The organism is Bacillus sp. V33-4 (assembly GCF_002860225.1).
In the GTDB taxonomy this organism is placed as follows: Bacteria; Bacillota; Bacilli; order Bacillales; family Cytobacillaceae; genus Bacillus_BJ; species Bacillus_BJ canaveralius.
In genome coordinates, this window is record NZ_PGVC01000030.1 from 1 (window position 1) to 26,652 (window position 26,652).

Sequence of the window (26,652 nt, forward strand, 5' to 3'; positions counted from 1 at the left end):
ATCATCGGCAAACGTTTGAACAAAATAGTCTCCTGAATAGTTGCCTGACTGGTCAAAGAGGGCTCTAAAGTAATCTGCAGGAATGCCGTTGCCAGGGCTTCCCCAGCCCCAATCATAATGAACTCCAGTATTTGGAGGGACCTTCACGTTATATCCTAATGGTTTCTCCGCATTTATCCGTCCATATCCAAAATATTTATCTTTTCCTGGAGCACCTATATCAATCGCCCCCGATTTCAACCTTTCATAAATCTGATCATTCGTTAGTGAAGGGTTATCAGACCATATCAATGCAGCGACTCCAGCAACTAGCGGTGATGCCATAGATGTTCCGCTATTCAAACCATAATTATTATTGGGCAGAGAAGAAAAAATGCTTTGCCCAGGGGCTGCAAAATCTATTTCGTCGCCAAAGTTTGAAAGGGATGAACGCCGATCATTTAAATCGGTTGAACTTACCGAAATAACATAAGGCAAAGCAGCAGGATAATTTTTTTGATCTGACGAACTATTTCCGGCTGCTGCTACTATAAGCAAATCACTTTCATATGCATAGCGAACAGCATCCTCCAGACTTTTGGAATAGTCCGGGCCCCCAAGACTCATATTAATAATATGTGCGCCGTTTTGTACGGCATAATAAATAGCATCAATAATATCGGATGTATAGGCAATATCCCCTGAGAAAACATTAATGGGCATTACCTTCACGCCTGGTGCTATTCCTGTTCCTCCAGAACCATTATCCATTGATGCAGCAATAATCCCCGCTACATGGGTTCCATGACTGCCCTTTGTAGTAAGATTACTGGTTTTGTAGACCATATCATAAGGTTTAAAAACAGATTGTTTGAGGTCCATATGATCCACATCCATGCCATTATCTATAATGGCAACCACTATCTCCGATGATCCTTTTGTGAAATTCCAAGCATTCTCGGCTTCTATTTTTTTTAGATGCCATTGTGATGTATAATCAGGGTCTGTAGGAATATAATTGAGTTTTACCGGAAAATCCGGCTCCGCATATAGTACATCCTCCCTTTTTTCCATTTCCTTAACAAACTGATCAATTTCCTTATCTTCCGGAACTTCTAATACTTTTACTTTGTTATCAGTACCTACCGCCTGGTCGCTGACAGTATACTTTTTCATGCTTGCTTTTGCAGGGGTTTCTTTAAATTTAACGATAACCTTATCTGTATCCTGTAGTGTACTAGAATCGGTCCTATCAGCAAAAGCATGTAAACTGATAATATTCAATTCTAATCCTATCATCATTAATCCAGACACAAAGCACATTAACAATCTTTTCATGGAAGTCTCCTCCATCCGGATCTATCATTTTAGTATTATATACCCTCTATTTTATATCAGGAGCTTCCAATTTTCCTTAATAAATTCAGGAGAGCATTCTACAAACCGTTCATATATTTAGATATTGCCCAAAAACAAACTGACCGAAACTAGAATTATAATTAGATTGATCAACGTTTGAAATGCAGCAAAAAAACTCCTAAGTTATTCTAAAAATAATTAGGAGTTTTTTATTAAATCTTTATTTTTTTGGTATATTGCAGTGTCCCCTTTTAACTCAGTCTGTTCCTAATACTCTGAGCATTAAGCTATGATTTTTACAGATGTTAATGAATGGTTTCACTAAATTTTACGGATATACTGTTTTTGAGTAAAATTGGAATCTAATCCCCTTTTCGAATATTTATCTCTTGAACCTCTGTCTCTTTTTCTGCAGTAATCTTCAAGGATTTTACGATGGTTCTATACCAATTATACTGGCTACTAACACGGATCATATAGTCATGGTACTCCCCGTCAGGTTTTATATAAAAAGTATAGCTTCCTGAAATATTACTATTAACATCTCCGTATTCTATTCTGGCCTTATATGGTTTACCACGTTGGCTTGATCTAATCTTTAAGTGAACATAGTTCCCATTTTCCTTATTAATCGAATCATTAATAATGTATCTTTTTGTATTTTCAGGATAAAGTTTTTGCTTTTGAGCTAATTTCGTCTGTACTGCTGTCGTTTCTTTCGCATTGAGGGTATCTTGCTCACCCCAATAAAAAGGCACCCACCCAATTTCAACATCCTCATTTGAAGAAACAAACAGTTGTTTATAAACATTTGGTTTTTCCTGTAATTTTATCGAATGCACAACAAAAATATCGGCGGATGGAGGATCTATCCGAATATCATGTAAAGTTCCCGTAAACGGAATATTCACCTTTTGGATACCAACTGAACTGGATTCTGCTAGCTCAGTGGTAAGACTTTCTTCATCCTTAAAAGTATGACCATTTAAAAGGAAATAAGTCTGTGCTCCCCCTCCTTTTCTTGTGCTATATTCTATTTCCAAGTTATACTCACTATTGTCTGCTAACATTATCTCGTTTAATTCTTGAGAGCTGAATAAGTTGTGAATATATGGATCAACCGTGCCAGTTTCTAAAACGAGTCCGTCTTTCGTTTCTTGAAGACCTTTAATATCATTCCTTTCAATCTTTGAGAGATCGTTTTGGCCAGGACTATAAACTATTATTTCTTTAGAGGATCGGGATAAGCTGTTTAACTTACTTTCGATTATCGGTTTTTTTTGTTTACTTACCCATACATCAAAACCATTAACTTTAACAAAAGGAACGTAGCTTTTATAAATATACTCCGAAATCCGATAAGATCTAATATGGTTTGGAACCCCATCAATTCCCAAAAAACCGCTTTTATCCGCAAAAACCACATATGGAACGGAATAGGATTGTATTTCCTCCAAAAATGCAATTTGCGATGCTTCATCAGATAAAAAAGCTGGCGTTTGATTAATATACATTGGTGTTTCTCTCTGAGTATGGACGTACAAATACGGAGCGTTACTAAAGTCTATAAATGTCTCATTAGGAGCCATTGTTTGATCAAACAAGTCTTTTAAACCGGTGTAAACCTGATTGGAATATTCTGTGGGCTCATCATATCTCATTATTGTTTCATCCGTAGCTATATAATCGCTAAATGCAGTAAACCTTTCCACCGTTTCTCCTATTAAAGAGTTATCATTAATTCTTATACCTGACACTCCAAGAATAACAATGAAAGAATAAACTATTCCAATCAAAGAAAACTTCACATAGTTATTTATTCCAGTTCGGTTACTTGAGATCAGAAAAGGGAGATACATAATGGGTAAGGCCATAAATCCTACTATAAATGATGCTGTATTTTCCATTAAAGAATGTCTTACTAATCCCCTCGGGAAGTTGAAAAGTGTAAACAACAGCAAAAAACTAATAGAAGTGAATATTTCGGCCTTCCATTTTTCAAAAAATCGAGACTTAACTAGGATATATCCTATTAGCAAAATATTTATGGCTGGCACAATGATGTAGAATAAATAAAAATTAAGTTTTTTGACATCGCCTAATGTACTGAACCCCCAGATTTGATTAGAAGATACAACTGCCATTAATTCTTTCAAACGAAACAAAATCGGTATATCTTTGACAATGGCCAGCACAATGTATGTCAGGAACCAAAAAACCCCTGTAGCAAGGCCCGCAAATACCAAATTTTTAATCTCCAATTTCCCTTTATAAATGATCCAGTAGAAAAACTGGGTTATCAACGCAGCAGGGATAACAGATGCTCCAAGATCAAATCTCCATAAAAAAGTAAAAAATAACACAAAAAAGAATAACAAATAGTTGCTTAAACTTGGTACTTTCATTACTCTGTGCAGGGCAAAGACAGCAACTAAGCCCACACTAAAGTACTCGGGTAATAGCTGAACTGATAAAACACCTAATGGAAAAAACATGAGTGTAAGTAATGCGAGCTCATTGGAGATTAGCTTTCTCAAGAAGAAATAGCCTATCACAACATAAGCGAGCTTATCAAACCAAGTATTATACAGAGAACTTCCCCACTCTTGATAACCATTTAAAACCGAATAGATAACAGGAGCAATTATCTCTGAAAGAGCATGGGCATTAAATGTTTCTAAGAGAGGAATTTTCCCATACCGAAAGAATTGATCTACAGCGATACCGGGATTGCCCGACTCAAACATTTCAGTTGGCGGCCCTATCTTGATGGGTGGTTGATACAAAATAGTAGTCAATGTAATAAGCAAGATTGGGTAATAATAATTCGCTAAGGTTGAACTACTTAGCAAAGTTGGAAGTTTTCGTTTGTTTAGTACGAAGATAATTCCTGATCCTATCGCAGAAAAGGATAATAAAAGCAATAGTATTTTTCGAGGGGAAATCGAATATATCCCTCTTTGGTTCAGGATTAAATACATTTCGTTTGATAAGGGTAAATATATCGGACTAATAAAAACAGGAATGGTACTAATTACGATTAATTTTATTGCGTAGCCTTCATTAAACTTATTGTTTTTAATTAGAAAAGAAAAAACAGTAAAAAAAACAACAAAATTCAGTGCAAATCCGATAATATAATATAGCGGAATAGGAATGTTCTGAAGATCAGCAATACTTTTACCCAAATACCCCAAATAGAACATACAGACAAAAGAGTTAATAAAAAGCCAAATTACAAAATATTTATTAGATAGATAAAGTATAATTCTTGTCCAAGAGTATCTGATAGCTAAACCTTTCAGCACACAAAATCCGGCGATTACTATATGGAGGCAAATTAAAAGGGATAAAGTTGATGTAGTATGTGAAGACATACCCAATACAACTGTAATTATCCCAAACAATGACATGATATTAAAAAAAGTCGATTCAAAGGTGAATATAAATTCTTTCGCTTGTTTCAATACTTTTTTCTCAAAAAAATCTTTTACAAAAGCAAGAATTAAGAAAAAAAACAAAAAACTTATTACACTCGCAAACGCTGCTTGATAAAACAGTGTAATTCTAGAACCTACCTCAATTCCGGCTATTGTTGCTTCAGAAATGATTCTGCGGTCAAAGGTTTGAAGTAAAAACCCTCCGTTTTGCTTTAAAATGACAGCAACCAGTATAGAGGAATAGAAAAGAGCTGTTACGAAGTTACCCGTACTAATAAAAGGTCTTATTTTGATTTCCTTGAACATAAATATCCCCCAAAATCTAACTAAAAAATAATGTCCTTACTCCGCATTCAGTGGCCGGAGCTTCTAAATTATCCAATAAAATTTATACTAACTATGTTCATGTTTAAATACAATATTTTCATAAAGAAAATAATTCACGATATAATTAACACCAAGCGTCAAAATTAGAGAAATCGCAAACTTAATTCCCAGCAATTGATTAAAAATGAACATGTTCAAAACATAGATGCAATAGGAAAGAATGACAACGATTATATAGCGGAGGGACATCATATTAAAAACTTTTTTTTCTTTAATTAAGAAAGTTAAGTGTTTATTTAAAAAGTAATGTAAAACGAGTGCAATGATATATGCTAAAGTTAAACTTACAAAATCATCAATTTTGAAATAATCCCGAAATAAATACAAACAAATAATTTGGATAATGGTTATAAAAACACCAATTAGCCCATATATGAGGAATGATTTTCTAAAAAAATATTGAATTGTTTTTTGAATCACTCTTAACTCCACCCTGCAAGTTCCTTCTTTGTCACGAATGCTTTATCCTCCTGGATTCTTTCCAAAACATCATAAATATTATCGATTTTCCCACCCATAATATTATATAAGTTACTCATCCCATAATTCTCCCGGTACAAAATCGGGCGCCCATCATCATCTTCATTTTGTAATAAAACTGTTTTAATCTCATAAATTGATTCCATAAATTTTGCCTCTTTTAGTCCAGGAATATAGCGCTGAGCATCTTTTAACATATACAAATAATTCGACTGAATTTCAGTGTTTTCCATATATGCATGACCATCCATAAAATTCTCCCTATCCACCCAGCTGAAATGTGGTGTATAACGGACATGACTAAGAGAGTGTAAGTTTTTCGAAGGGTATGGCATAGTTGAAAAAAATGGACCATCCATCATGGTGATTCCAATATCTCTTAGATCATCAGGCATCTGTATTAAGGCCATTTCTGTCAATTCTTGTTTCATTGGCAGCAATGGAAGGTTAGAATCTTTCATTAGTTTGTTTATTTGAGAATAAGTACAATTAAATACATATTTTGAATAAACAGAGTCAGTATTCTTCAAATCCAGTTCAATTACATCCGGATTAGCCAGTTTGTTTACCCTGCTTACTTCTGTGTTATAGAAGACATCCACCTTGGCATCTTCCAACTTCTGCTTCATAGTATTTTTTAGAATAACGGCATCAAAAGCAAACTCTTTCACTAAAAATACTTCTTCTACTAATTCTTTATTAAAAATTTTTTGGTGCTTCGGGGATGCTTTCTCTATTGGGGCTCCTATTCCCTGAAACATTTCTTTAAATTGAAATGCATTCACTTTTGAGCCATTACGAGCTATAGCATACAATTTGGTAAAGTCATCAACTATGCAGCTCTTAAATTCTTCTGTAAACCGGGGAAAATTTACATAAGAACGGTAAGCTGTGATAATATTTCGTGGATAGTGATATCCATTGTGCACCCGTGCCTGATTAATCAAGGATGCTCTTAACATTAAGTCTTTATCTTTTTCAATTACAGCTACTTTTGAAAAGTAGTTTTTCATTTGTAAAGCTAAGGAGCAACCATAAAAACCACCGCCCACTATGACAACGTCAAACTCTTCGGGTTTATACATTAGTATGACTCCCTTTTTCCCCTGTTATATTCAGGGTCATAAAATTTAAACATAAGCATAACCAATATTTTAATAAGAGCAAAATTACCTTTAACGCCACTTATCTTGGTTGGGACCTTACCATCGTCAGGGTACTTTCTCGTAACAGGAATTTCTTTTGTTTTAAAGCCAATTTGAGAGGCACGTACAGACAGATAGGCCAGCAGTTCATAAGTATCAAATACATTTCGAAATGGTTGAACACGAGGATCCAATAAATAATGGCTGCTGTAGGCCCTGAACCCGTTCGTGGTATCTGTATATCGGTGTTTAGCTACTAGACTAATAATCGGTGCATGAATAAGTTTAATAGCAAAATCACGTACCATAGGAGTATTAATTGATTTACCGCCTTTTACATATCTTGAACCCTGAACAAAATCATAACCGGCGTCCAGTTCTACAATAAAGTTTGGTATAGCTTCTACACCATCTTTGTTGTTTCCATCTACGGTAATTATTCCTTGGTATCCCTGGTCTAAAGCATAAGCAAAACCAATCCGGAGCTGGGCACTTAATTTACCCTTATCTTTTTTGACGATAAGAGTCCTTACTCCCACTGATTTCAGGAAGTCTAGATTGGTAGAGCCGTCCGTACTTCCTCCATCTGCAAGGATTATATCAATATCACCTGAAAAAGGTTTCATTTTTAACAGTTGTTCTTTTATCCGTGCCCCTTCATTAATAACAGGTATGATAACACAATAATTTGTTTTCTTTGACTTCAACTCATGATACTCTGCTTTCGGTACTTGCCAATGTTGTCTCAAAACAATACCTCCATTTAATTCCATCCATCAAAAATAAGCTTCTCGAACAAATTCCACGCTCTTTTTCACCGTTTCAGGATTAGAATTGTTTAGCCCCGGTTTCATTTCAATTGATATATTATGTTCATAATTAATATTTCTCAATGCCCTGGCAAAACTTCGATGATCAACCTGTCCGTTTTGCACCATGTTTAATTGCGGTTCACTTATATGAAAATGCTTTAGGTATGGGGCAGCACTATCGATCGATTCCTGAATGTTTTCATTACTAAGAGTCATTCCACCTGCATCCAAGTGAAGACCGAAGCCTGGATGGTTCACTTCTTTTACCAAGATAATGCCTTCCGCTGTTGTATTAATAAAATCACACCCATATATCTTTGGGTTTGGTTCAATACAAAATACAGAAGAGTATTGATCGGCTTTTTCACCTAATTTATAGAAAAATTCAAAGGCAATATCCAACGCTTTTGAGTATTTCATGTCTCCTATTTGACGATTTTTCGGGGAGCCGAACACAAAAGCTTTTGCGCCCAGACCTGCCCCGATTTCAATGATTTTATATAAATATTCAAGAGTGGCTTGCCTGATGATTTCTTCCGAAAAAATGTCCAAATCAGTTCTACCAAATAAGAGAGATTGAAGCGCGACAATACTTATTCCGTCAGAATTCCAATATTTTCGATAGTTCTGTACAGCCTCGTCAGTTGCTTCTAAGGGATTTCCCCATATCTTTGTTGGGGCAATTTCTATTTGATTAACAAATAGGTCAGTCAAAATGTCTTTAACTGCATTATCCTCTTCATTTTCCCAAGTTAAATTTGAAATGGATAATTTCATAGTATATTTATTCCCCTTTTAACTTTAATTCATTTTCTACAAATTTTCGAATGTCTTCTAAAACTTCTTTCTTCGAGGAAATATAATTCTTATTATTGCTATTAAAGTAATCCGAATACAAGGTTCTCATATCGTAAAAAACCGGGTTGTTATCTGTGATTTGGTTGAATTCTTTATCGAACGCGTATTTTGACACTTCGTTAACGCTTACCGGTTCTGTTGCTAGATTCACCAATGAGATATTGCTCTTTAACACTATTTGCAAATCCTTGTATAATCTTTCTAAGTTATAGAACTGAAAAACGTTTTCACTGTGTATTAAATCGATACAATTATCATGGATAAAATCATAAATCACATTCTTCTTAAGTCCTGTACCGAATAAACCCGGTAATCGCAGAATAGTAACTTTCGGGAAATGTTGATTAGCGAATTTTTCCAACATATACCTATGTTTTCCGTATGGGGAAAGGCTGTTGATATCGATTTCAGTACTTTCATTCACCCCGTTCGGAGCATTATAAACATCCACAGTTGAGATCAATACAAACTCGTCACATTCCACTTCTTTTAGATTAGAGATAAGAAGCTCAATGGATGCCAAATCTTCTTCAGGAAACTTATTTGCTTTCCATTTAACTGCTGATGCTCCCGCACATATTAAAAATTTGAATTTCTCCCCTTTTATATCATTAATATTCTTTGAATTATATAATCTGTCGAAGGTTGTTTGCCTTAAAAGGGTGCTTCCAACAAATCCTGTATATCCAATTAATCCCCTCATGGTTTTTATCCCCTTTAAACAATATTTTTCTTGTCAATATCTTTATAAATAACCGAACTATTCGTCTCCTCAGATACATAATATAGAGACCCTTTTTTCGTTTCTTTTAATACTGAAGAAATAAAAACGCTAATAATGGATAATAGTAAGAACAGGAAAAAAAACATGGTTGTATTTACTAGTGAAGATGAAATCCATCCTGCAGCTACATCTTTTTTAAATACTGCCACAAGAACAATATACAGTAAATAAAAGAGATTAATAAAGCTGATAAAGAAGCCAAATAGTGCTGACCATCGTAATAGTTTATCTGAATTTGTAACTATGACTTCTAGAGCAAAACCCAGTTTGTTGAAGAAGTTCTTTTTATTCCCATTGTTAGACCTTTTTATTCTATCGTACTTAATGGCGGTTTGTTTAAATCCAACTTCCAAATTTAAATATTTCAAGTATCGGCTTCTATCACGAATTTGTACTAATGAATTAACCATTTTTCTGCTAATACATACATAATCAGAGTAATTAGGATTAATATTATACCCTGTTAGACTTTTACTAAGGCTATAAAACATTTTCGCAGATATTCGCTCAAAAAGGTTATCATCTTTTCTATTGTTTCTTTCACCAATTACAAGATCATATCCGGATAATGCTTTATCTATCATGTCCGGAATAAGTGATGGGGGATCATAATTTATGTCCATTAAAATAACATAGTCGCCAATTGAATTATCAAGGGCTGCTGTACGAGCAATTTCATCATCATATTGCTTAGAAAGCCCAGTTAACCGTATATTCCGAAATTTATTTTGAAGTTCTTTAATTTTTGTTAGAGAATTATCTCTGGATCCATTTTCAACTAACACTATTTCATAATTTGAAAAATGGTCTGACAAAATTGATGAAGTTTCTTCTATAAAGGAATCAAGAATTTTTTCATCATTATTTAAAATGGTAGCAACCGAAACAATAAAACCGTCTTTCTTCATTTTTATCCTCCTCGTATATGAGTTTATAAAACCTTTCCATACTTTTTATAAAAAACGATTTACTTAAAAGTGAGATTGAAAAATCTATTATGAACACATACATAATTCTCTCTTTATAACAAATTTTTACATCGAAATTTCCATCTAACATTATATAGTATAATTACTCTAATTAAAATAAATATCAAGAATTTGTAAAAATTCCCTCCTCTTTAACACTATGTCACAAAATTGATTTTCAAGGGGAAACCCGACCGAATTATATTCTACTATAAAAACCTTGTTTTGGGGGCTTACCAGGCTGTTTAATGAGTATTCTTTGTGACGAAAAATTTTAAGAAATAATTCTATTGAAACCATCTGTAAACTCTCTCCTAATTTAACTTGATCTGGTAGAATACATGCCATTCAAATCTATTGTTTACTGCATAAGAGCTTTATTAATATCGGGTCTTTTCCAGCAGATTGTTTGTTGCGGATTTTGTAATACTTGTATAAAAAAATCCCACCCCCATTTGAGTGAGATTTTTATCTTATTCTATTGGTCTAAGCCTAATTTAATGGCCATAAACCTTAATAAGTCTTCCCTTAGCTCTTCTTTTTCAAGCGCAAACTCAATAGTTGTCTCGATAAAGCCAAGTTTTTCCCCAACGTCGTATCTTTCCCCTTCAAATTCGTATGCAAATACACGTTGGATTTGATTCAATTTCTCAATAGCGTCTGTTAATTGGATTTCTCCACCAGCTCCAGTCTCCTGCTTCTCCAAAAATAAAAAAATTTCAGGTGTGAATACATATCTGCCGATAATAGCAAGGTTTGAAGGAGCTGTACCTAATTTGGGTTTTTCCACAAAGTTTCTAACTTGAAAAGAACGACCCATCTGGTCGATTGGATCAACTATTCCATAACGATTCGTCTCATGTTCGGGAACCCTCTTTACACCGATGATGGAAGAGTGAGTTCTATTGTACTCATTAATTAATTGTCGCAGGCAGGGAGTTTCTGCCCTAACTATATCATCTCCCAAAAGAACCGCAAAGGGTTCACTGCCAATGAAATTCCTGGCACACCAAACTGCATGTCCTAATCCTTTGGGCTCTTTTTGTCTTATATAGTGAATGTCTACCATATTAGAGGTTGCCTGTACCTTTTCTAGCAACTCAAATTTCTCTTTCTCCAGCAAGTTCTGTTCTAGTTCAAAAGCGTGGTCAAAATGATCTTCAATCGCACGTTTCCCTTTTCCTGTAACTATTATAATATCTTCTATTCCTGACTCAATAGCCTCTTCAACTATGTATTGGATCGTTGGTTTATCCACTATAGGCAGCATTTCTTTTGGCATAGCTTTTGTAGCGGGCAAGAACCGCGTTCCAAGTCCAGCTGCGGGAATGATAGCCTTTTTTACCTTCTTCAAAATAAGTTCGCCCTTTCCTAACTTCTTTTGATCTAAATAAGCCTGTTTTAATGCCATTATTTCATAATAAAAATAATTATACAAGCCAACTGTAAAAAGGACATATCCATGTTTAAACTCTACTAACAGCCAAGATAAATTGGCTGCACTAACCTCAATCCTTTCTTTTTAATTTTTGACCTTATTCCTTCTTAATTTACACAGACTCTGGTTTTTTCACATCTCTTTTCCTGATATAATTTTAAATTGTGTAGTAAACTAGAGCTGATTCTCTCGTAAGGCTTTCTGCCATAGAATATAGTATAGGTGTGTGGCATTTTTATTGTAAGACAATATTCCTTAGAGTTCATTTTCACGAGATTGGAGAAATGATATGAAAAACAAAAAATGGATAATCATTTGTATACTTATATTGTTGTTTATTGGATTTATTGGTGTACGTTTCAATCAACTATATTCAGGAGCGGACGAAGCAGCTCATTTTGATTATATTAATCATATTATCGAATCTCATCAGCTACCTGTTTTATCTTCCAAAATAAATTTTCAACAATTAAGTATTCCACAAGCAAATCCAGAGAGTATCCCGACCCATAATCAGCATGAAGCTGTTCAACCCCCATTGTATTATGTTATTGCTTCAATTATAGGGGGTTTCTTCTCAGATATTTTTAGTAGATTAATGGTATTAAGGTCGTTTGGGGTTCTATTACTATTGGGAAGTTTTTATTTAAATTACTTAACATATAAAATATTGGTTAAGGAAAAGACGTTAGTATCGAATGATCAACTGTTCTTTGTAACTTCTCTAATTTTCATTGTTTCACCTTATTTTATCTCTATCATGATACCGTTAAATAATGAACATTTATTATTATTGTTAGTGTCAACTTTATTTTATAATCTTACTAAGTATTTCTATAGAACAGAATTTGGTTTTAATAACCTCATAGCCCTTTCTTTATTAATGGGAGCAATTATATTAACTAAATTAACAGCTGCCTATTTAGTAATAATTGGTGCAGCCTTTCTAACTTATAAAAAAAAATATGCGTTTATCCCCCTATATTTAGGAATAATAATACTGATGGTATCTCCGTGGCTTTATTTTAACTTTAGTCAGTATCAGTCCCTTACTGGTATTTTGAATCATATTGAAATCGTAAAACCGGTTGTAAATCCAACAAACTACCAATATACGGTTATAGACATAGTTAAAGCTTTGCCGCAATTTTTTGTGGAGTTTTGGTTTTGGGATCATGACAATGAAGGTGTGCGAGTTGGACGAGTAACGCAGTTGTTTCTCCTTTTCTTTTCACTAATCTTAATTGTTACGGTTTTCTTTTCTCCATTGCTTTCTTTTAAGAAATGGGTGTTTTTTCTCTATACACTTTCAATTGCAGGAAATATATCCGCACTAATATATGCAACATTAACTACGCCAATTTTTTCATTGCACGGAAGGTATTTGTATATGAATTATATCCCTTTTGTACTACTGACTTTCGCATTAATAACAAACGTAACAAATAAAAAATATCAAACTGCATTTACCGTTATCATGTTTGTAGCCAGTATCCTTTTTGGCATTAATAATATCCAAGACTTGGTTTTTTAACTTACACCTGAATCCGTGACCAAACAATAAAAAGTCATTCTGAAAAACACCAGAAACCTTGATATAATAAGGTTATCAGTCTATTTTGATTGAAATTTTTTCTTCACCCAGTAGGTGCTTACAATGATTAAATTTATACTAGACAATTCAGATGAAACGTTAACGACTCATTCCGGTCTTGGATTAGTTGGATTATTACTGGCTAAAACGAAGCTGCATCAACGGTTTACTTCCTTAAAAGTACCAGGAATTCGTTCTACTCCTGGGATTCAGAATGGAGATGTGATCCATTCATATATAGGATTGCTCGCCCAAAGTAAAAATGATTTTGAATACATTGAGTCATTTCGGAAAGACCCATTTTTCCCTCTGGCACTGGGAATCCAAGAGGTTCCTTCCAGTGCAACGTTACGACAGAGACTCGATCAAATCGGAAAAGTGGATGTCTGGAAGCCCATCATTCTTGAAGAATCTGTGAGGCTGCTTCAACAATTTGAATCTCCCGTGACCCCTCTCACTTTATCCAATGAAGGGCAAGAAGACGTACAAATCGTTCCGTTGGATATTGATGTCTCGCCTTTCGATAACTCGAACACCAAGAAGGAAGGTGTTAGCCGCACCTACAAGGGATGCGATGGCTTTGCGCCCATTTTTGCCTATCTTGGGCAAGAAGGGTATGTCGTAAATACAGATCTGCGTGAAGGCAGCGCTCATGTTCAAAATGGAACGGTCACGTTTCTTAAGGAAAGCATTCGTTACGCCAAACAAATTACGCATCTTCCCCTTTTGGTTCGAATGGATGGCGGGAATGACTCCGCAGATAATTTAGGTACTTGTTTAGACGAAAGTGCCGGATTTATCATAAAGCGAAATCCCCGGCGTGAAAAACCCGAAGCTTGGTTAGCCATTGCCGAACAGCAGGGAGATTGCATCCATGAACGAGACGGAAAACGCGTTTTTTATGGGTCCGTTATGGTCAAACCAAAGGGATTGGAGATAAAAGTTCGCCAAGTTTATAAAGTAGTGGAGCGAACCATCCGAAAGGATGGCCAAATTTTACTCATTCCCGAAATCGAATTTGAAAGCTATTGGACTTCCCTTCCCGACAGTCCAGAAGAAATCATTGAACTGTATCATGACCATGGAACAAGTGAACAATTTCATAGTGAACTTAAAACAGATTTAGATTTGGAGCGTTTTCCATCCGGAAAATTTAAAACCAATGAGTTCATCTTGCATTTAGGGTGTTTGACGTACAATCTACTCCGCTTAATTGGCCAAGAAACACTCAAGGTCGATGATGCCCCACTAAAGAATAAAGTGTTTCGCAGAAGGATCAAAACGGTCATTCAGAACCTGATCACGTTGGCATCCAAAATGGTGAAACACGCAAGGCAGGTATTTTTGAAATTTGGGCAGCATAGTCCCTGGTTTGACTCATTTAAGCGAGTGTACAGTTCTTTTTCAACCTAAATCAATGGAACAGAATATCTTGGAAAAAATAGGGAGTTGCAGGTCTATTAAGCAAGCCTGAAAATCAAGAATATTTGGGGAATTAATAAACATTTACACGTTTTTAATTTAAAGATTCCATCTTGGATAAACTTGGAACTTATAGTGTCTCAGGTCACGGATTCAGGTTACATTTAATCTTTATATATTATGTTTTCGAGTCAATATGCATTTCTTTATTTTATAACGAAGATCACTAGCGTTGCATAAATGTAGTTAGAATATTCAGTTAATACATTTCCATGATTTTGAGCCAAAAAGACAAAGCCTGAAGAAAGGTGGCACTGCCCATTTGGTAAAAATATACATTTAGACTAGAGCGACAAAGACAATAGGACTCTTACGGACTGGAGCGTTCGTCAAACTTTCGTAACCAAACATAAGATGGTTTCCAGAGCAATGCCTTTAGCCAGCGTGTGATCCGAAGGAGAGGCTTCTTGCTTTCCATCTCCAGCTGGACGAGAACATGTAAGCAATAGGCGATGAGTGCCAGGAAGATTTGGTTTTGGATAGCTGTTTCACTCATTCCATAAAAATGCTTAATCTCTACGTGCTGCTTGAGCCATTTGAAAAATAACTCTATGGCCCAGCGGGATCGGTACATTTCGCTGATTTCTTCAGCACTTATATCAAACCGGTTGGTGATTAAAAGAAGCAAATTCCCTTTACTATCACTTACTTCCAAAATGCGAAAGACATTTTCAGCGCGTTTTTGCGTGGAGCCAATGTAGACCGCTTTATCGGAAAGAACCGGGCTGTCTTCCGACAGCGAAAAGGATTCAATCTCGCGAATCACGGCGTTTTTCTTCAGCCTGGACAAAAAGAAATATCCGTCGTCCGTCATTCGGTCAAAGCGTTCATCATCCACATATCCACGGTCGAAGACATACATGGCGTCTTTGTCATCCACAAGAACTTCCAGCTGGTTTCTGTCGTGTTCTTTCGCCGTGTAATCACGGCTTTTTCGGGATAAACGGTGTTCATATCCATAAAAACAAGCCGTAAATGAAGTTTTACACCAGCTTTTGTCTTACGGAATTTCGCCATTTGTAGTTGGTCAGATTCAATGGAAGCATGCTTGAATCAATGATTTTCAATGGCATTATATTCGCACCCTTGAGGTGGTATCGCTGAATCTTACACACCAGGTCCAGGAACAGATTGGAAAGGATATAGGGATTTATCCTGTTATTCTTTCGGGAGAGCTGGGAAGCACTGATCGATTCCAATCCGAGCGATTCCTGAAGGTCTTCGTTCAGGAGGGCATCACTCATTTCTTCCAGGCTCTCGAATTCATGGAGCTGGGCCACCAGCAAAAGTTTGATGTAAGCTTCCGTCGTCAGCTTTTTCGTATAGTAGTCCTGTTTATATTCTTCAACTTGTTCAGTAAGTTTTTGAATATTTAGAGGTGAAACCCATTTACCAAATGATGAAATTAGTGTATTCTTGTCCATGCGGTTATCCTTTACTATTGGATTTGGACAGGAACCACCTGTACTTCCATTGTAAAGGATTTTTTTATTGCCTGAACAAGTAATTTTTGAAGATTGTCAGTATTTCAAATCATCTGATTTAATTAGTGCAATGCTAGTGAACGAAGATATTTTTAAAAAATGCTAAAAAGAAAAAGAGCACCTAGCTGCGAATTATGGTTATAGGCTATTCATTACTATTGATCGACAATAATTAACGTAGTTTATCGTTAACAAATCATTAACTGGTCCGGTGCTTACTCCTTATTGACTCCAGAGTAATCTACAAAAGAGGATACAAGAAATCACTTCTAAGAACAAGATCCTTTCTAATTCTTTCATTTCAGGGATAGATGAAAGATCCGGGGATCAAAGGACTTTTCGATGTAACCATAGTCCTAAAGTAAGCCTACAAAATGCTTCTTAAGATGTTAAGTATTCCTCATGATAGCGGACGATAAATTGTCAAAGGGAAAATACGATAAACATCAACCATGCACATGCGTGCCGGCGTGGAAAAGTCTATGAATACTAGTGGATAATTCTTACATATCCCAATTGTTATTATGTAAAGTTCGGTACGGAAGGATTCAAGAATTTTGTTAATGCGGTCGACGGGTCTGTGAATAATGATTTGGACTTTAGAATTGGTGGATTAAAGGTTTCCAAAGGGCCAAATTGCAGTTGATGGAGAAAAAGCAGCAGTTATTCAAGGATGCAGAATATCCACACTGTTATATTGGATTCTACTCAGACAGCAACAATCATTTAACAAGTAATGCAAGAAGTGTAAGCAACTCATCATCAATACCGAAATGTGATGATATGTTTCGTGGATTAAACAAGATAGTTGGTTATTCGAAAATTACTAAAATGCCAACAAAAAAAGCGTAGCGAAATAAAGATAAACAAAATTTACATTTTTATTGTACGGAGAGTTTTGGCTGTAAAAACTTCCTTGGCATCGGAGCTACTCGAGGCTGCGTGCTGTTGCTAGGACATCGTCCAACTATAATTAAAACATGTTATACTTCTTATAACTAAACAAAAACCCCTCTCAACTGAGAAGGGTTTTCTAGTGAACTTACTTTGCTTCACCCCATACATTAGAATCAGGGTAATGTTGTTCCATGAAAATTACAATTTGCTTGGCTTGCGCATGTGTTACATTAGGGATGACTACTTGATATGGCCAATCTAATGGTACTGGACTAACACTTACATGTCGAGGATCACCAGCAACATATTTAGAATTATGCAGTTTAAACATTCGGCTACCGTTCACTCTCAACTCTTCAGTTATTATAAAGGTATGTCCTGCTCCACCTTCTCCACTTTTTAAATCCCAACGAGGAGTGTCGTAAAACCATAAACCATTTGTATTAATAATTAGCTTTTTGCCAACATATTCACTATTCCTTATGACTTCAACAGTTTTTGCTGTGTTATAAACAGGAAAAGGAATACGAATAGATTCACCAAACACCCCTGAATTTTGATAGTGAGTACCTAAATAACGAACTATTTCTACAGCATTTGAATATGTAATATTATTTACATATACTTGATATGGCCAGTCAGAGGGCTTCGGATTTACATCAATATGTCTACTATCTCCAGCGATATATTTGTTATTGTGTAACCTAAACATCCGTGCACCATTCACACGTAACTCTTCTGTTATAATAAAGGAGTGCCCTATAGCTCCTTCTCCACCTTTGATATCCCAGCGTGGAGTATCGTAAAACCATAAACCATTGGTTTTTATTGAAAGTCGCTTTCCGACATACTCGCTATTCGGTATATAATTGACTTCAAAGCGTTTTGGTTGAAGACCTAACGCTTTTTCCAGCCCATTGACATGTCCCCTGGCGATCTTTTCAATGTAACGAGTTTGTTTTAATTTGGCAGCGTCTGCCGAGTTATCGATGTACCCATTTTCAGTCAAGATAGAAGGCATGTTAGGAACTCGCACCATATGAAAATCTGCAGTTTTTTTACCACGATTTATAATTTCGATTTGTTTAGCTATTTCAGAATGCATCGCATCACGGTATGCAATGGTAACAGCATTCGCACTCGGATGAATATAGTCCTCATACCCGGTGCCACCACCTGCATTAATATGGACTGAAACCAAACTATCCGCACCCCATGCATTTGCAGCACCTGAACGATCAGATAAGCTTACTGTGACATCGTTTTCTCTGCTCATTAAAATAGAAACTCTAGTATATTCGCTCAAAAGAATATCTCGGATTCTTGAGGCAATCTGTAAATTTATATCACTTTCTCTAATACCGTTTCCCACAGCTCCCGGATCATTTCCTCCATGGCCAGGATCAATGAAGATCTTTACAGTTCCTGCCTCAGCAGTAATATTTGAGACTCCTATTGTACTCATGCATAACAACAAAGATGTTAATAACTTGAAGATGGTAGAATCCTTTCTCATTTTTTCCTCCTATTCTGATATAACTTAAATTAATAGACTAATGTTCACTTTACTACATAACCGCAAATAGCAAATCTTATTATATTTAAATACTCTAAACAAAGTCACAGAAACATATATGAATTGGGTTAGAGATACCAAACAATTTCTAAATACTATTTTGTCATTGAAGCCCTCCTAACAGATTCGTTGGAATATTAGCTATCTGCTTCCTAAAATTATAAATTAATTTGTCATTTTTTGCAGTTTTTTTGTTGAATACCATAATTTTCTACATAAACAAGGTATTCTAACTTATCTATCTTCTTTCATGACTAGAAATGAATTAGATACATGCTTCGTTCAGTTTGTTCTCCACAGCTTTTTAATGAATTTTAGTTGAGGAAATCTGACTTATTTACAGAGCTAAGTGTTTAATTATATCAACAAGGAATAGAAAAAAACTTCTGAATCGTGCAGTAAGCCATAGTTTAATGGCATATCTTTTTGATGTTTGGCGCAATCCACAAGTATCTAAGGACAATAATAATACAAAAACAGACTTTTTCTTTGTCACATTCGGGCATGTACATCTATACAGGTGATCTCTTCTCATTAACAACGAATTGTCTAGAAATTTTTCGTATAACTATCATAATCACTCAAACACTATTTCCTGAAGCGTTTCAAAAGCAACATTACCACTCTCAAATTCTCATTCTTTGCTTAAGTTCACGATATAAAACCTATGATTTCGTATTATAACCGCATTATTAAAACATAGGTTTAATAGTACTTTTGATATTATCCGGAATTTCATTGGTAACCGCTATGTATCTGTTTGTGAGTTAACGCTTCTCCCGCCTCTCTTCCTGCGGCTTTTCGTTACACGGCAATTAAAGGTATATTAGATCTCTAGACATTTTAATGAACTCTTACTTTATTACCCCCACCCTCCACAATCTATAGCAGCTACTTGTTCTATGTAAAAGGTGTTGAGGTGTAAATATTTGTGTATATAATACTTCAATTTTCTGTTATTCTAATATTTAGACCACGGGGGTCCAATTTTGGAGGTTCATAAGATGATATCAGAAAAGAACAAAGGAAAGAGTAAAAGAAAATGGCTTCGCATTACTGGAATTGTATTGCTTCTATTAGTTGTTGGTGCCGGTGCATACGGCTTTACTGTATATAAATCTTTGACAGATGCTGTTTCGACGATGCATCAGCCGATTAAGCGGGAGAAATCGGAGAAACGGATCGAAGAGGTCACTTTTGAACAGCAGGAGCCTTTTTCTGTTTTAATGCTCGGTGTAGATGAACGTGATGGTGACAAAGGGCGTTCTGATACGATGATTGTCCTGACCGTTAATCCTAACGAAAATTCTGTTAAAATGCTCAGTATTCCACGTGATACGCGAACTGAGATAATCGGCAAGGGGTTTGATGATAAAATCAACCACGCTTATGCTTTTGGCGGACCGGAAATGTCAATGGATACTGTGGAAAACTTCCTGGATATCCCGATTGACTATTATATGCAAATCAACATGGAAGGCTTTGAGGATATCGTTGATGCAGTTGGTGGAATAACGGTAAATAATGATATGGACTTAAAAGTGGAAGGTGCTCATTTTCCTAAAGGTGAGATAACTTTAAATGGAGCGAAAGCTTTAACATATTCAAGAATTAGGTATGAGGATCCAAGAGGAGATTTTGGACGCCAGCTTAGGCAGCGCCAGATTATTCAAGGTGTAATCAGTGAAGGAGCCAGCCTTTCTTCTTTAACCCGCTTTGGCGGTATCTTCGAGGCGCTCGGTGATAATATTAAAACCAATCTAACTTTCAACGAAATGGTTGATATTCAAAAGCATTATAAGAACGCAGGACAAAATATTCAGCAGTTGACTGTGACAGGGACCGGACAATACATCGGTAAAGTCTGGTATTTACTTGTCTCAGATGATGAGAAATTACGCCTTCAAAACGAATTAAAAGGTCACTTGGCTATTTAGGAGAATAGAGAGACCGTTTGCGGACTGTCTCTTTTTCCATGTCATAGACAAGCGTCACTGATTATAATCCCAACTAATTCTCCATTCCCCTTCCTCCTCAATCGCATATACATCTTGATGTATATCAAAATTCCCGTACTTGCCTTTGAAAGTTTGGATAACTTCTGCTTTGTATGCAAGTGCGATGGGAACGGATTCCCCCGTGATTTTCCAATCTTTTATTTCTTCCACCTTGCCGATCTCGTAAGAAAATGTTTTTACTCCAAAATGATTCATAAAGACGTGAGCTCGATCCTTGATATAATCGCCCCTTTCAAAACGATCCTTCATTGTAGAATGAAACAGACTCCATGATTCCGAGAAATCCCCTTCCTGTTCATATTGATAAAATTGATCGATCGCTTCTTCAGCTTGATTGTCTGGACCAAGATGGATCATTCGAGCGATGAAAATAATCAAAAAAACAAATGCTGCTGCCCCTATGAGAAAACCTCTTTTTAACCATAAGTTTCTCTTTCTGTACATAAACCAAGCTCCTTTAAAAAATATCTGTTATTAAAAACAATATGTACAGGCATTCACGATTATTAATAGGACAAACAATTTGCTTGATCACAAAATAAATAGGTTGGAAGTATAACCGAGATTCAGCCATGCAAATTTCCCGGTATCCTCAAAAATTTTTATTATTTTTCATTTTCCATCGTCAATAACGTCATTTTGGTCGACAATAACATCATTATGGTGGCCAATAACGTCGTTTTCTCGATTCGATATATTTTTTTGTTCCCTTTATGTTTTAGCTACCCGGGAATAAAAAGGATAGGCGCGCTTTCCTGAAAGGAATTTCAAGTGGAGAGCTTTGAGCAATTAGTCGAGCAATACAATCCGATGATCCATAAAGTAATACACTCCCTGAACATTTATAAGAATGAGGAGGAATTCTACCAAATTGGATTAATCGGATTGTGGGAGGCGAAACAAAGGTTTAATCCAGAGAAAGGGTTATTCTTGAACTACGCGTATACGTATATAAAAGGGAAGCTTTTATCAGAACTGGCCAAAAACGTGAAGAATGAAGAGCGCAGCGTTTACCCGAAAGAAGAGTTTTGGGAATTGATTGAGGACCTCAGCTCCGATCGGCCGTTAGAAAGGAAACTATTACTCTCCTACTGTGAGCCGCTGACTGAGAAACAAACTAAATGGGTTCTTTACACTTGCCTTGACGGTCTGACAATTAAAGAAATTGCCGAAAAGGAATCTGTATCTGTGTCAGCGGTCAAGGCATGGCGAAAAGGTGCAAAGGAGATAATTAAGGATCATTTAACAGCTTGTAATCTTTAATAAAACAGAAATGGCAAAAGGTGAAGATGATCATCTTCACCTTTTGCCCAGCTTTAAAGTGGAGCATTGGCTAATTGATTCTAAAAGAAAGATTTTCTCTTCGGAAGTAAGCATTCTCCAGCTTCCTGCTTTGATTTTCATTTTCAGCCACTCCTTCTATTTTTTAATGTCCGCTCAATGAAATCGATTTGTAAAACTATTCTAAAAGTTATTACTTTCTTTATACCGCCTTTTTACATAAATGAAACCTTAATACCCCCAACAAAATGTGACTATTTTCTCTTTTTTTTTAAAACTCAAGTTATTTTCAGACTAATAGTAGCGATTTTTGTCGGTTAATTTCAATATTTAAACACCGGCAGCACCAAGTCATGAAAGTGGCTAAATAAAATGTTTGGATTCAGATGAGTATGGTACACCTCAAGAGCTTTCATTTCCTCATTTACCGAGTTTCGATATTTACTTATTTCATATAAAATATCTGCCTTTAATAAGCCTTTATATTCATTGTCCAGTATTTTAAGAGCTTTCTTGAAACTGACAAGGGAAGCATTGTTATCCATCAGGATTTGCTTGTTAAATATTCCTTTTAAATAATCATTCCTGGCAATGTTAACCGTGTCCGTTACATGCGGAACAGCTCCCTAAATTTGGATTCATGGGGAAAAATGAAGTTTTTTGTTTTATTTTGTAAAAATATGTTGAAAAATTCACGAATATTGATATAATTTACAAAGCTAGATATTAAGTAAAATGTAATAGGCATATCTACTCATTATAAATTATTCCAGCTTTAATTGGTATTTCAAAATCTATAAAACTAGAAGAATCTACAGAGGAGAGGAGAAGAATTAAATGAGTGATCTAAATTATATTTCAGCAACATTAGAGAAACGTTCTTTCTTCAGTGAATATCAGCCTCTTTGGAATACAGAGACAAACTCGATTTTCGCTTATGAAGCTTTTTTTCGGATTGACGCAGGCACCAGTCCTCTGGTGATCTTCGGGGATGCACGAAAAGCGGGCCTTCTTTATGAACTTGATACTGCATCAATCCGGAACGCCATAAAGAATTACCCTTTTTTCAAAAAGTATTTCCTGTTTGTTAATGTCTTCCCATCAACATTAATCCACCCTAAATTTCCGAAGTTTATAAAGAGCTTAATTAATCATTTTCCCGATATTAAAGGTGAGATCATTTTTGAGATCAATGAAGCTGTTGTTGAAGAAGACTGCTGGAACAAGGAGATTTTTTCAGATCGTTTGGAGTTTTTAAGATCAAGCGGATTTCAACTTGCATTTGATGATTTGCCGATTACTGATCTATCTCTGGAAAAGATTAAGCGCCATGAACCGGAATTTGTTAAGTTGGATCATACATATTCCACTCAGCTATCAGAATCATTAGTTAAACAACAAAGCATTCAATATTTGCTTACATATATGAATAGAAAAAACGTGTTGGTTCTGGAAGGAGTTGAGACTGCAGAGGACCTGTTAGTGGCCAGAAATCTGGGGGTGCCACTGCTGCAGGGGTATTATATTGCAAAGCCTATGGTATTGGATGCTTTTAAGGAACAGATTTCAGTGAGCATGGATTAGAAATCGATTACAATACAAGTGGACTTAGGGAGAGAGGTAGTTTATGAACAAGGGGAAGTTAATGAAAATGAATTTAAAGCTGGGAACAAAGATTAATTTAATTGTACTAAGCATTGTTGTACTGTTTTCAGCCGTGATCGGGACAGTTGTTTCCCGTGAGGTAACGGAAGGAATTAAAAAGGTTGCTGTTGAAAAAGCGAAAAGCGACCTAAACCTTGCCTCAAGCTATATAGATGAAAAATACCCGGGTGACTGGACAATTAAAAACGGAAAGCTTCAAAAAGGTAAAGTCGTCTTGAATGACAACTTTGAAATTGTCGATGAAATTGGAGAGTACACAGGTGATACGGTCACCATTTTCCAGGGTGACACTAGAATTTCAACAAATGTCATGAATGAGGGAAAACGGGCAGTCGGAACCGCTGTATCATCTGAAGTAGCCAACAATGTAATAAAAGATGGAAAGAATTTTTACGGTGAAGCTGAGGTTGCCGGAAACTTCTATCAAACTGCTTATATGCCGATTAAAGACGGCAGCGGAGAAGCTGTCGGTATCTTCTATGTGGGAGCTTCGCAAAGTGTTATTGATGAAACATTGCGCAGTTTTTACATAATATTCGCAATTGCTTTGGCAATTATTTTACCTCTGGCATTTTTCATTGTTGTCTTATTTACAAAAAGACTAAGAAATAGGCTCGATAAAATCACAATTGCGATGGAGCAAGCCGGCAGCGGAGATTTTACTTCAAATGTCGATGATGATGCAGGCGACGAAATCAGCAAACTGACCGCCAGCTACAATCAAATGAAAGACAATTTACGGCATATGATTAACCAGGTACTGCAAACATCCGAGCAGGTTGCCGCTTCTTCCGAAGAGCTCACAGCAGGAGCGGAGGAAACAGGCCGTGCGACAAAAGAGATTACAGCCGCAATTCAACAGGTTTCGAGCGGTGCAGAAGATACAACGGCAAGCCTTGAAGAAACGTCAAAATCCTTGGAAGAGGTTACAGGCGCCATCCAGTTGATTGCGGAAGCGTCCTCATCGATCGCAGAAGCTGGCTTAAAGGCCTCAGAACAGGCGAAACAAGGCGGAGAATATGTAGGCGACACCGTCGAGCAAATCCATGCTATTGATCGTTCCGTTAATCAAAGTGGCGAGGTCATTCAACTTCTGGATAAACGATCACAGGAAATCGGTGAAATCACAAAAACCATTTCCGATATCGCCAATCAGACTAACTTGCTTGCATTGAATGCGGCGATTGAAGCAGCACGCGCCGGAGAGCATGGTAAAGGGTTTGCAGTTGTTGCCGATGAAGTTCGTAAGCTTGCGGAACAATCCCAGAAGTCTTCAGCGCAAATTTCGGAAATGATTAAAGAAATCCAAACAGATATGACGCGTTCAAACGAATCGATCACCCAAGTCAAGTCAGAAGTAAAAGAAGGCCTGGGTATAGTCCAAAAAACTGAAAATGCGTTTAAAGAAATTATCGGTTCGATGGAAGACATGGGCGGGCAAATTGATGAAATGGCTGCATCCGCGGAGCAAATGTCAGCCGGAGCACAGGAAGTTTCAGCTACAGTAACGAGTGTAACGTCTGTCTCAAGGGATTCTTCCCTGCATGCACAAACGGTTGCAGCAGCAACAGAGCAGCAGCTGGCGGCAATGGAGGAAATCTCTTCATCTGCAAGCTCAATGTCAGATATGGCGGTGAATTTACAGGAGCTCATCAGCCGTTTCAAAGTTTAGCAGTTATATAATTGCAAGCAGACAACATGGCAGGCGCCGGATTCCGGTGCCTGCCACTTTATGGAGAAAGGATTTTTTGAATAATTTATGATCTATACAGAAGATGAATTGGTTTTTATAAAAGAAAATCTGGGAAAACGGCCATTATCAGAAATCGCGAAACAATTGGGCCGGTCACCAAAGTCATTGGAAATGACGCTGATCCGGAAAATGGGTACATCCAACACAAAAACGAGCACCGGAAACATTACCGCCGGTGAGCTGGCGAAAATTTTGCAGGTAGACAGAAACACAGTTATAGGATGGCTTGCCCGGCATGGCCTGCCATACAAAGAGAAGATTACCCGATATAAAAAGAAATTCACATTCATTGACGTCGAGGAATTTTGGAAATGGGCTGCCCATAATAAAGAAAAAATTGATTTTTCAAAGATGCAGCCTTATTCCCTTCCCCCTGAACCCGATTGGGTCAAGGAGGAACGCAAATACAAAAAGGCCCGGAACTATTGTCCATGGACCATTTTAGAGGAAAAGCAGCTTTTAGAATGGGCCCAAGCTGGGCTGAGTATGCAAACCATTTCTGAGAAGCTGAAACGGACACCCAGCTCTGTTGTGAAGAAATATGAACGGTTGAAGGGGACTAACTAAAGCAGTTTAATCCATAAATACTAGAATCACTTTGTTTGAACAATAAATTATTATGAAATTATAAAAAAACTACTTTCACATGCAAAAAAATTAATTTAATTATGTTAAATTTTACCTTTATTGTGGGACTCGACAATTTCTACATAATGATGTATATTTCGACTCATAGGGTGGTGATTAAATTGAAAAAACTTAATTTCTTAACTTTGTTGATGGTTGTTCTCCTAATGGCAGCATGTGGAACAGCGGTTAATAACGATTCAACATCAGGTAATAATGATGGTGTAGCAGAATCAACAGAAACTCCTAATCAAGAAAATGAAGTCGTCGAAGAATCAAATGAAGAAACAAAGACAGCTGAAGAAAATAAAGTTGTGGATAATCAAACCTCTGAGGAAAATGTTAATACTGAGAGTAACAAACACCAGGTAGAGTTTTCAGGTCAAATTGATCAGGCTTCAATAGAAGTAATAACACCTGAAGGCACACCACTGGCTTTAAGAATTGAAGATTACCAATCCAATGTGAATTTCGAAACTATTACAGCAGGAACTAATGCTGAAATAGAGTATTATACTAATGAATACGGACAGAATATACTTACGAATTTTGTTTTTATGGAATAAGCGTTAGTTACACTACTATTATTTTAAAATCAGAAAAGCACCTGCGAGGGTGCTTTTCT

At 36.3% G+C, this 26,652-nt stretch carries 19 protein-coding genes and 1 pseudogene; 8 read left to right on the forward strand and 12 right to left on the reverse strand.

Features of this window, described 5'->3' with window-relative positions:
* The 9 genes from CVD23_RS11870 to galU form a co-directional block, all read right to left on the reverse strand.
* On the reverse strand, positions 1-1,317 hold a 1,317-nt coding region (locus CVD23_RS11870; protein WP_180955643.1), incomplete at its 3' end, for a S8 family peptidase.
* A 383-nt stretch (positions 1,318-1,700) separates the two neighbouring features.
* Complete coding sequence (locus tag CVD23_RS11875) at positions 1,701-5,084, reverse strand: hypothetical protein (RefSeq protein ID WP_101666129.1); 3,384 nt, start codon at positions 5,082-5,084, stop codon at positions 1,701-1,703.
* An 87-nt stretch (positions 5,085-5,171) separates the two neighbouring features.
* The gene (locus CVD23_RS22870; protein ID WP_374702634.1) at positions 5,172-5,597 is read right to left on the reverse strand and encodes a GtrA family protein; all 426 of its coding nucleotides are present in this window, start codon (positions 5,595-5,597) and stop codon (positions 5,172-5,174) included.
* Positions 5,588-6,730 (reverse strand): FAD-dependent oxidoreductase, encoded by a 1,143-nt coding sequence (locus tag CVD23_RS11885; protein ID WP_101666131.1) that lies wholly within the window; start codon positions 6,728-6,730, stop codon positions 5,588-5,590. The genes CVD23_RS22870 and CVD23_RS11885 overlap by 10 nt, the downstream gene beginning before the upstream one ends.
* A complete protein-coding gene (locus CVD23_RS11890; RefSeq protein WP_257988365.1) occupies positions 6,730-7,539 on the reverse strand; it encodes a glycosyltransferase family 2 protein in 810 nt (269 codons plus the stop codon). Before CVD23_RS11890 ends, CVD23_RS11885 begins: the two co-directional genes overlap by 1 nt.
* Before the next feature lie 27 nt (positions 7,540-7,566).
* The gene (locus CVD23_RS11895; protein WP_101666133.1) at positions 7,567-8,379 is read right to left on the reverse strand and encodes a sugar phosphate isomerase/epimerase family protein; all 813 of its coding nucleotides are present in this window, start codon (positions 8,377-8,379) and stop codon (positions 7,567-7,569) included.
* Between the two features lie 7 nt (positions 8,380-8,386).
* On the reverse strand, positions 8,387-9,163 hold the full coding sequence (locus tag CVD23_RS11900; RefSeq protein ID WP_101666134.1) for an NAD-dependent epimerase/dehydratase family protein: 777 nt from the start codon (positions 9,161-9,163) through the stop codon (positions 8,387-8,389).
* 14 nt (positions 9,164-9,177) lie between these two features.
* The gene (locus CVD23_RS11905; protein ID WP_101666135.1) at positions 9,178-10,152 is read right to left on the reverse strand and encodes a glycosyltransferase family 2 protein; all 975 of its coding nucleotides are present in this window, start codon (positions 10,150-10,152) and stop codon (positions 9,178-9,180) included.
* A 538-nt stretch (positions 10,153-10,690) separates the two neighbouring features.
* A complete protein-coding gene (gene galU, locus CVD23_RS11915) occupies positions 10,691-11,566 on the reverse strand; it encodes a UTP--glucose-1-phosphate uridylyltransferase GalU (protein WP_101666163.1) in 876 nt (291 codons plus the stop codon).
* A gap of 373 nt (positions 11,567-11,939) precedes the next feature.
* Here galU and CVD23_RS11920 point away from each other — a divergent pair, with 373 nt between their 5' ends.
* Complete coding sequence (locus CVD23_RS11920; protein WP_101666137.1) at positions 11,940-13,184, forward strand: hypothetical protein; 1,245 nt, start codon at positions 11,940-11,942, stop codon at positions 13,182-13,184.
* A 123-nt stretch (positions 13,185-13,307) separates the two neighbouring features.
* On the forward strand, positions 13,308-14,657 hold the full coding sequence (locus CVD23_RS11925; protein WP_101666138.1) for an IS1380 family transposase: 1,350 nt from the start codon (positions 13,308-13,310) through the stop codon (positions 14,655-14,657).
* Between the two features lie 379 nt (positions 14,658-15,036).
* Here CVD23_RS11925 and CVD23_RS11930 read toward each other — a convergent pair.
* A pseudogene (locus CVD23_RS11930) lies at positions 15,037-16,150 on the reverse strand (IS4 family transposase).
* A 1,102-nt stretch (positions 16,151-17,252) separates the two neighbouring features.
* Entirely contained in the window at positions 17,253-18,623 is a 1,371-nt protein-coding gene (locus tag CVD23_RS11940; protein ID WP_257988369.1) for an N-acetylmuramoyl-L-alanine amidase, read from the reverse strand.
* A 1,064-nt stretch (positions 18,624-19,687) separates the two neighbouring features.
* Here CVD23_RS11940 and tagU point away from each other — a divergent pair.
* Entirely contained in the window at positions 19,688-20,620 is a 933-nt protein-coding gene (gene tagU, locus CVD23_RS11945) for a polyisoprenyl-teichoic acid--peptidoglycan teichoic acid transferase TagU (RefSeq protein WP_101666140.1), read from the forward strand.
* Positions 20,621-20,674: 54 nt separating this feature from the next.
* Here the strand turns inward: tagU and CVD23_RS11950 are convergent, their stop codons facing one another.
* Positions 20,675-21,145, reverse strand: coding sequence for a hypothetical protein (locus CVD23_RS11950; protein ID WP_101666141.1), 471 nt, complete (start codon positions 21,143-21,145; stop codon positions 20,675-20,677).
* Between the two features lie 327 nt (positions 21,146-21,472).
* Between CVD23_RS11950 and CVD23_RS11955 the strand changes: the two genes are divergently transcribed.
* The 5 genes from CVD23_RS11955 to CVD23_RS11980 all read left to right on the forward strand — a co-directional run bounded on the left by CVD23_RS11955 (position 21,473) and on the right by CVD23_RS11980 (position 26,593).
* Complete coding sequence (locus CVD23_RS11955) at positions 21,473-21,964, forward strand: sigma-70 family RNA polymerase sigma factor (RefSeq protein WP_101666142.1); 492 nt, start codon at positions 21,473-21,475, stop codon at positions 21,962-21,964.
* An 855-nt stretch (positions 21,965-22,819) separates the two neighbouring features.
* On the forward strand, positions 22,820-23,566 hold the full coding sequence (locus CVD23_RS11965; protein WP_101666144.1) for an EAL domain-containing protein: 747 nt from the start codon (positions 22,820-22,822) through the stop codon (positions 23,564-23,566).
* 43 nt (positions 23,567-23,609) lie between these two features.
* On the forward strand, positions 23,610-25,319 hold the full coding sequence (locus CVD23_RS22990; protein ID WP_257988371.1) for a methyl-accepting chemotaxis protein: 1,710 nt from the start codon (positions 23,610-23,612) through the stop codon (positions 25,317-25,319).
* Positions 25,320-25,406: 87 nt separating this feature from the next.
* Entirely contained in the window at positions 25,407-25,967 is a 561-nt protein-coding gene (locus CVD23_RS11975; protein WP_257988372.1) for a helix-turn-helix domain-containing protein, read from the forward strand.
* 182 nt (positions 25,968-26,149) lie between these two features.
* Positions 26,150-26,593 carry a hypothetical protein gene (locus CVD23_RS11980; protein WP_101666145.1) on the forward strand — a complete coding sequence of 148 codons (444 nt, stop codon included), beginning with the start codon at positions 26,150-26,152 and terminating at the stop codon, positions 26,591-26,593.
* Positions 26,594-26,652: the final 59 nt, after the last annotated feature.

What these genes read in the sequence shown, in the direction of transcription:
- CVD23_RS11875 (WP_101666129.1), bottom strand. Translation starts at nt 5,084, where the DNA reads ATGTTCAAGGAAATCAAAATAAGACCTTTTATTAGTACGGGTAACTTC.
- CVD23_RS11885 (WP_101666131.1), bottom strand. Translation starts at nt 6,730, where the DNA reads ATGTATAAACCCGAAGAGTTTGACGTTGTCATAGTGGGCGGTGGTTTT.
- CVD23_RS11895 (WP_101666133.1), bottom strand. Translation starts at nt 8,379, where the DNA reads ATGAAATTATCCATTTCAAATTTAACTTGGGAAAATGAAGAGGATAAT.
- CVD23_RS11900 (WP_101666134.1), bottom strand. Translation starts at nt 9,163, where the DNA reads ATGAGGGGATTAATTGGATATACAGGATTTGTTGGAAGCACCCTTTTA.
- CVD23_RS11905 (WP_101666135.1), bottom strand. Translation starts at nt 10,152, where the DNA reads ATGAAGAAAGACGGTTTTATTGTTTCGGTTGCTACCATTTTAAATAAT.
- CVD23_RS11920 (WP_101666137.1), top strand. Translation starts at nt 11,940, where the DNA reads ATGAAAAACAAAAAATGGATAATCATTTGTATACTTATATTGTTGTTT.
- CVD23_RS11925 (WP_101666138.1), top strand. Translation starts at nt 13,308, where the DNA reads ATGATTAAATTTATACTAGACAATTCAGATGAAACGTTAACGACTCAT.
- CVD23_RS11940 (WP_257988369.1), bottom strand. Translation starts at nt 18,623, where the DNA reads ATGAGAAAGGATTCTACCATCTTCAAGTTATTAACATCTTTGTTGTTA.
- tagU (WP_101666140.1), top strand. Translation starts at nt 19,688, where the DNA reads ATGATATCAGAAAAGAACAAAGGAAAGAGTAAAAGAAAATGGCTTCGC.
- CVD23_RS11950 (WP_101666141.1), bottom strand. Translation starts at nt 21,145, where the DNA reads ATGTACAGAAAGAGAAACTTATGGTTAAAAAGAGGTTTTCTCATAGGG.
- CVD23_RS11965 (WP_101666144.1), top strand. Translation starts at nt 22,820, where the DNA reads ATGAGTGATCTAAATTATATTTCAGCAACATTAGAGAAACGTTCTTTC.
- CVD23_RS22990 (WP_257988371.1), top strand. Translation starts at nt 23,610, where the DNA reads ATGAACAAGGGGAAGTTAATGAAAATGAATTTAAAGCTGGGAACAAAG.
- CVD23_RS11975 (WP_257988372.1), top strand. Translation starts at nt 25,407, where the DNA reads ATGATCTATACAGAAGATGAATTGGTTTTTATAAAAGAAAATCTGGGA.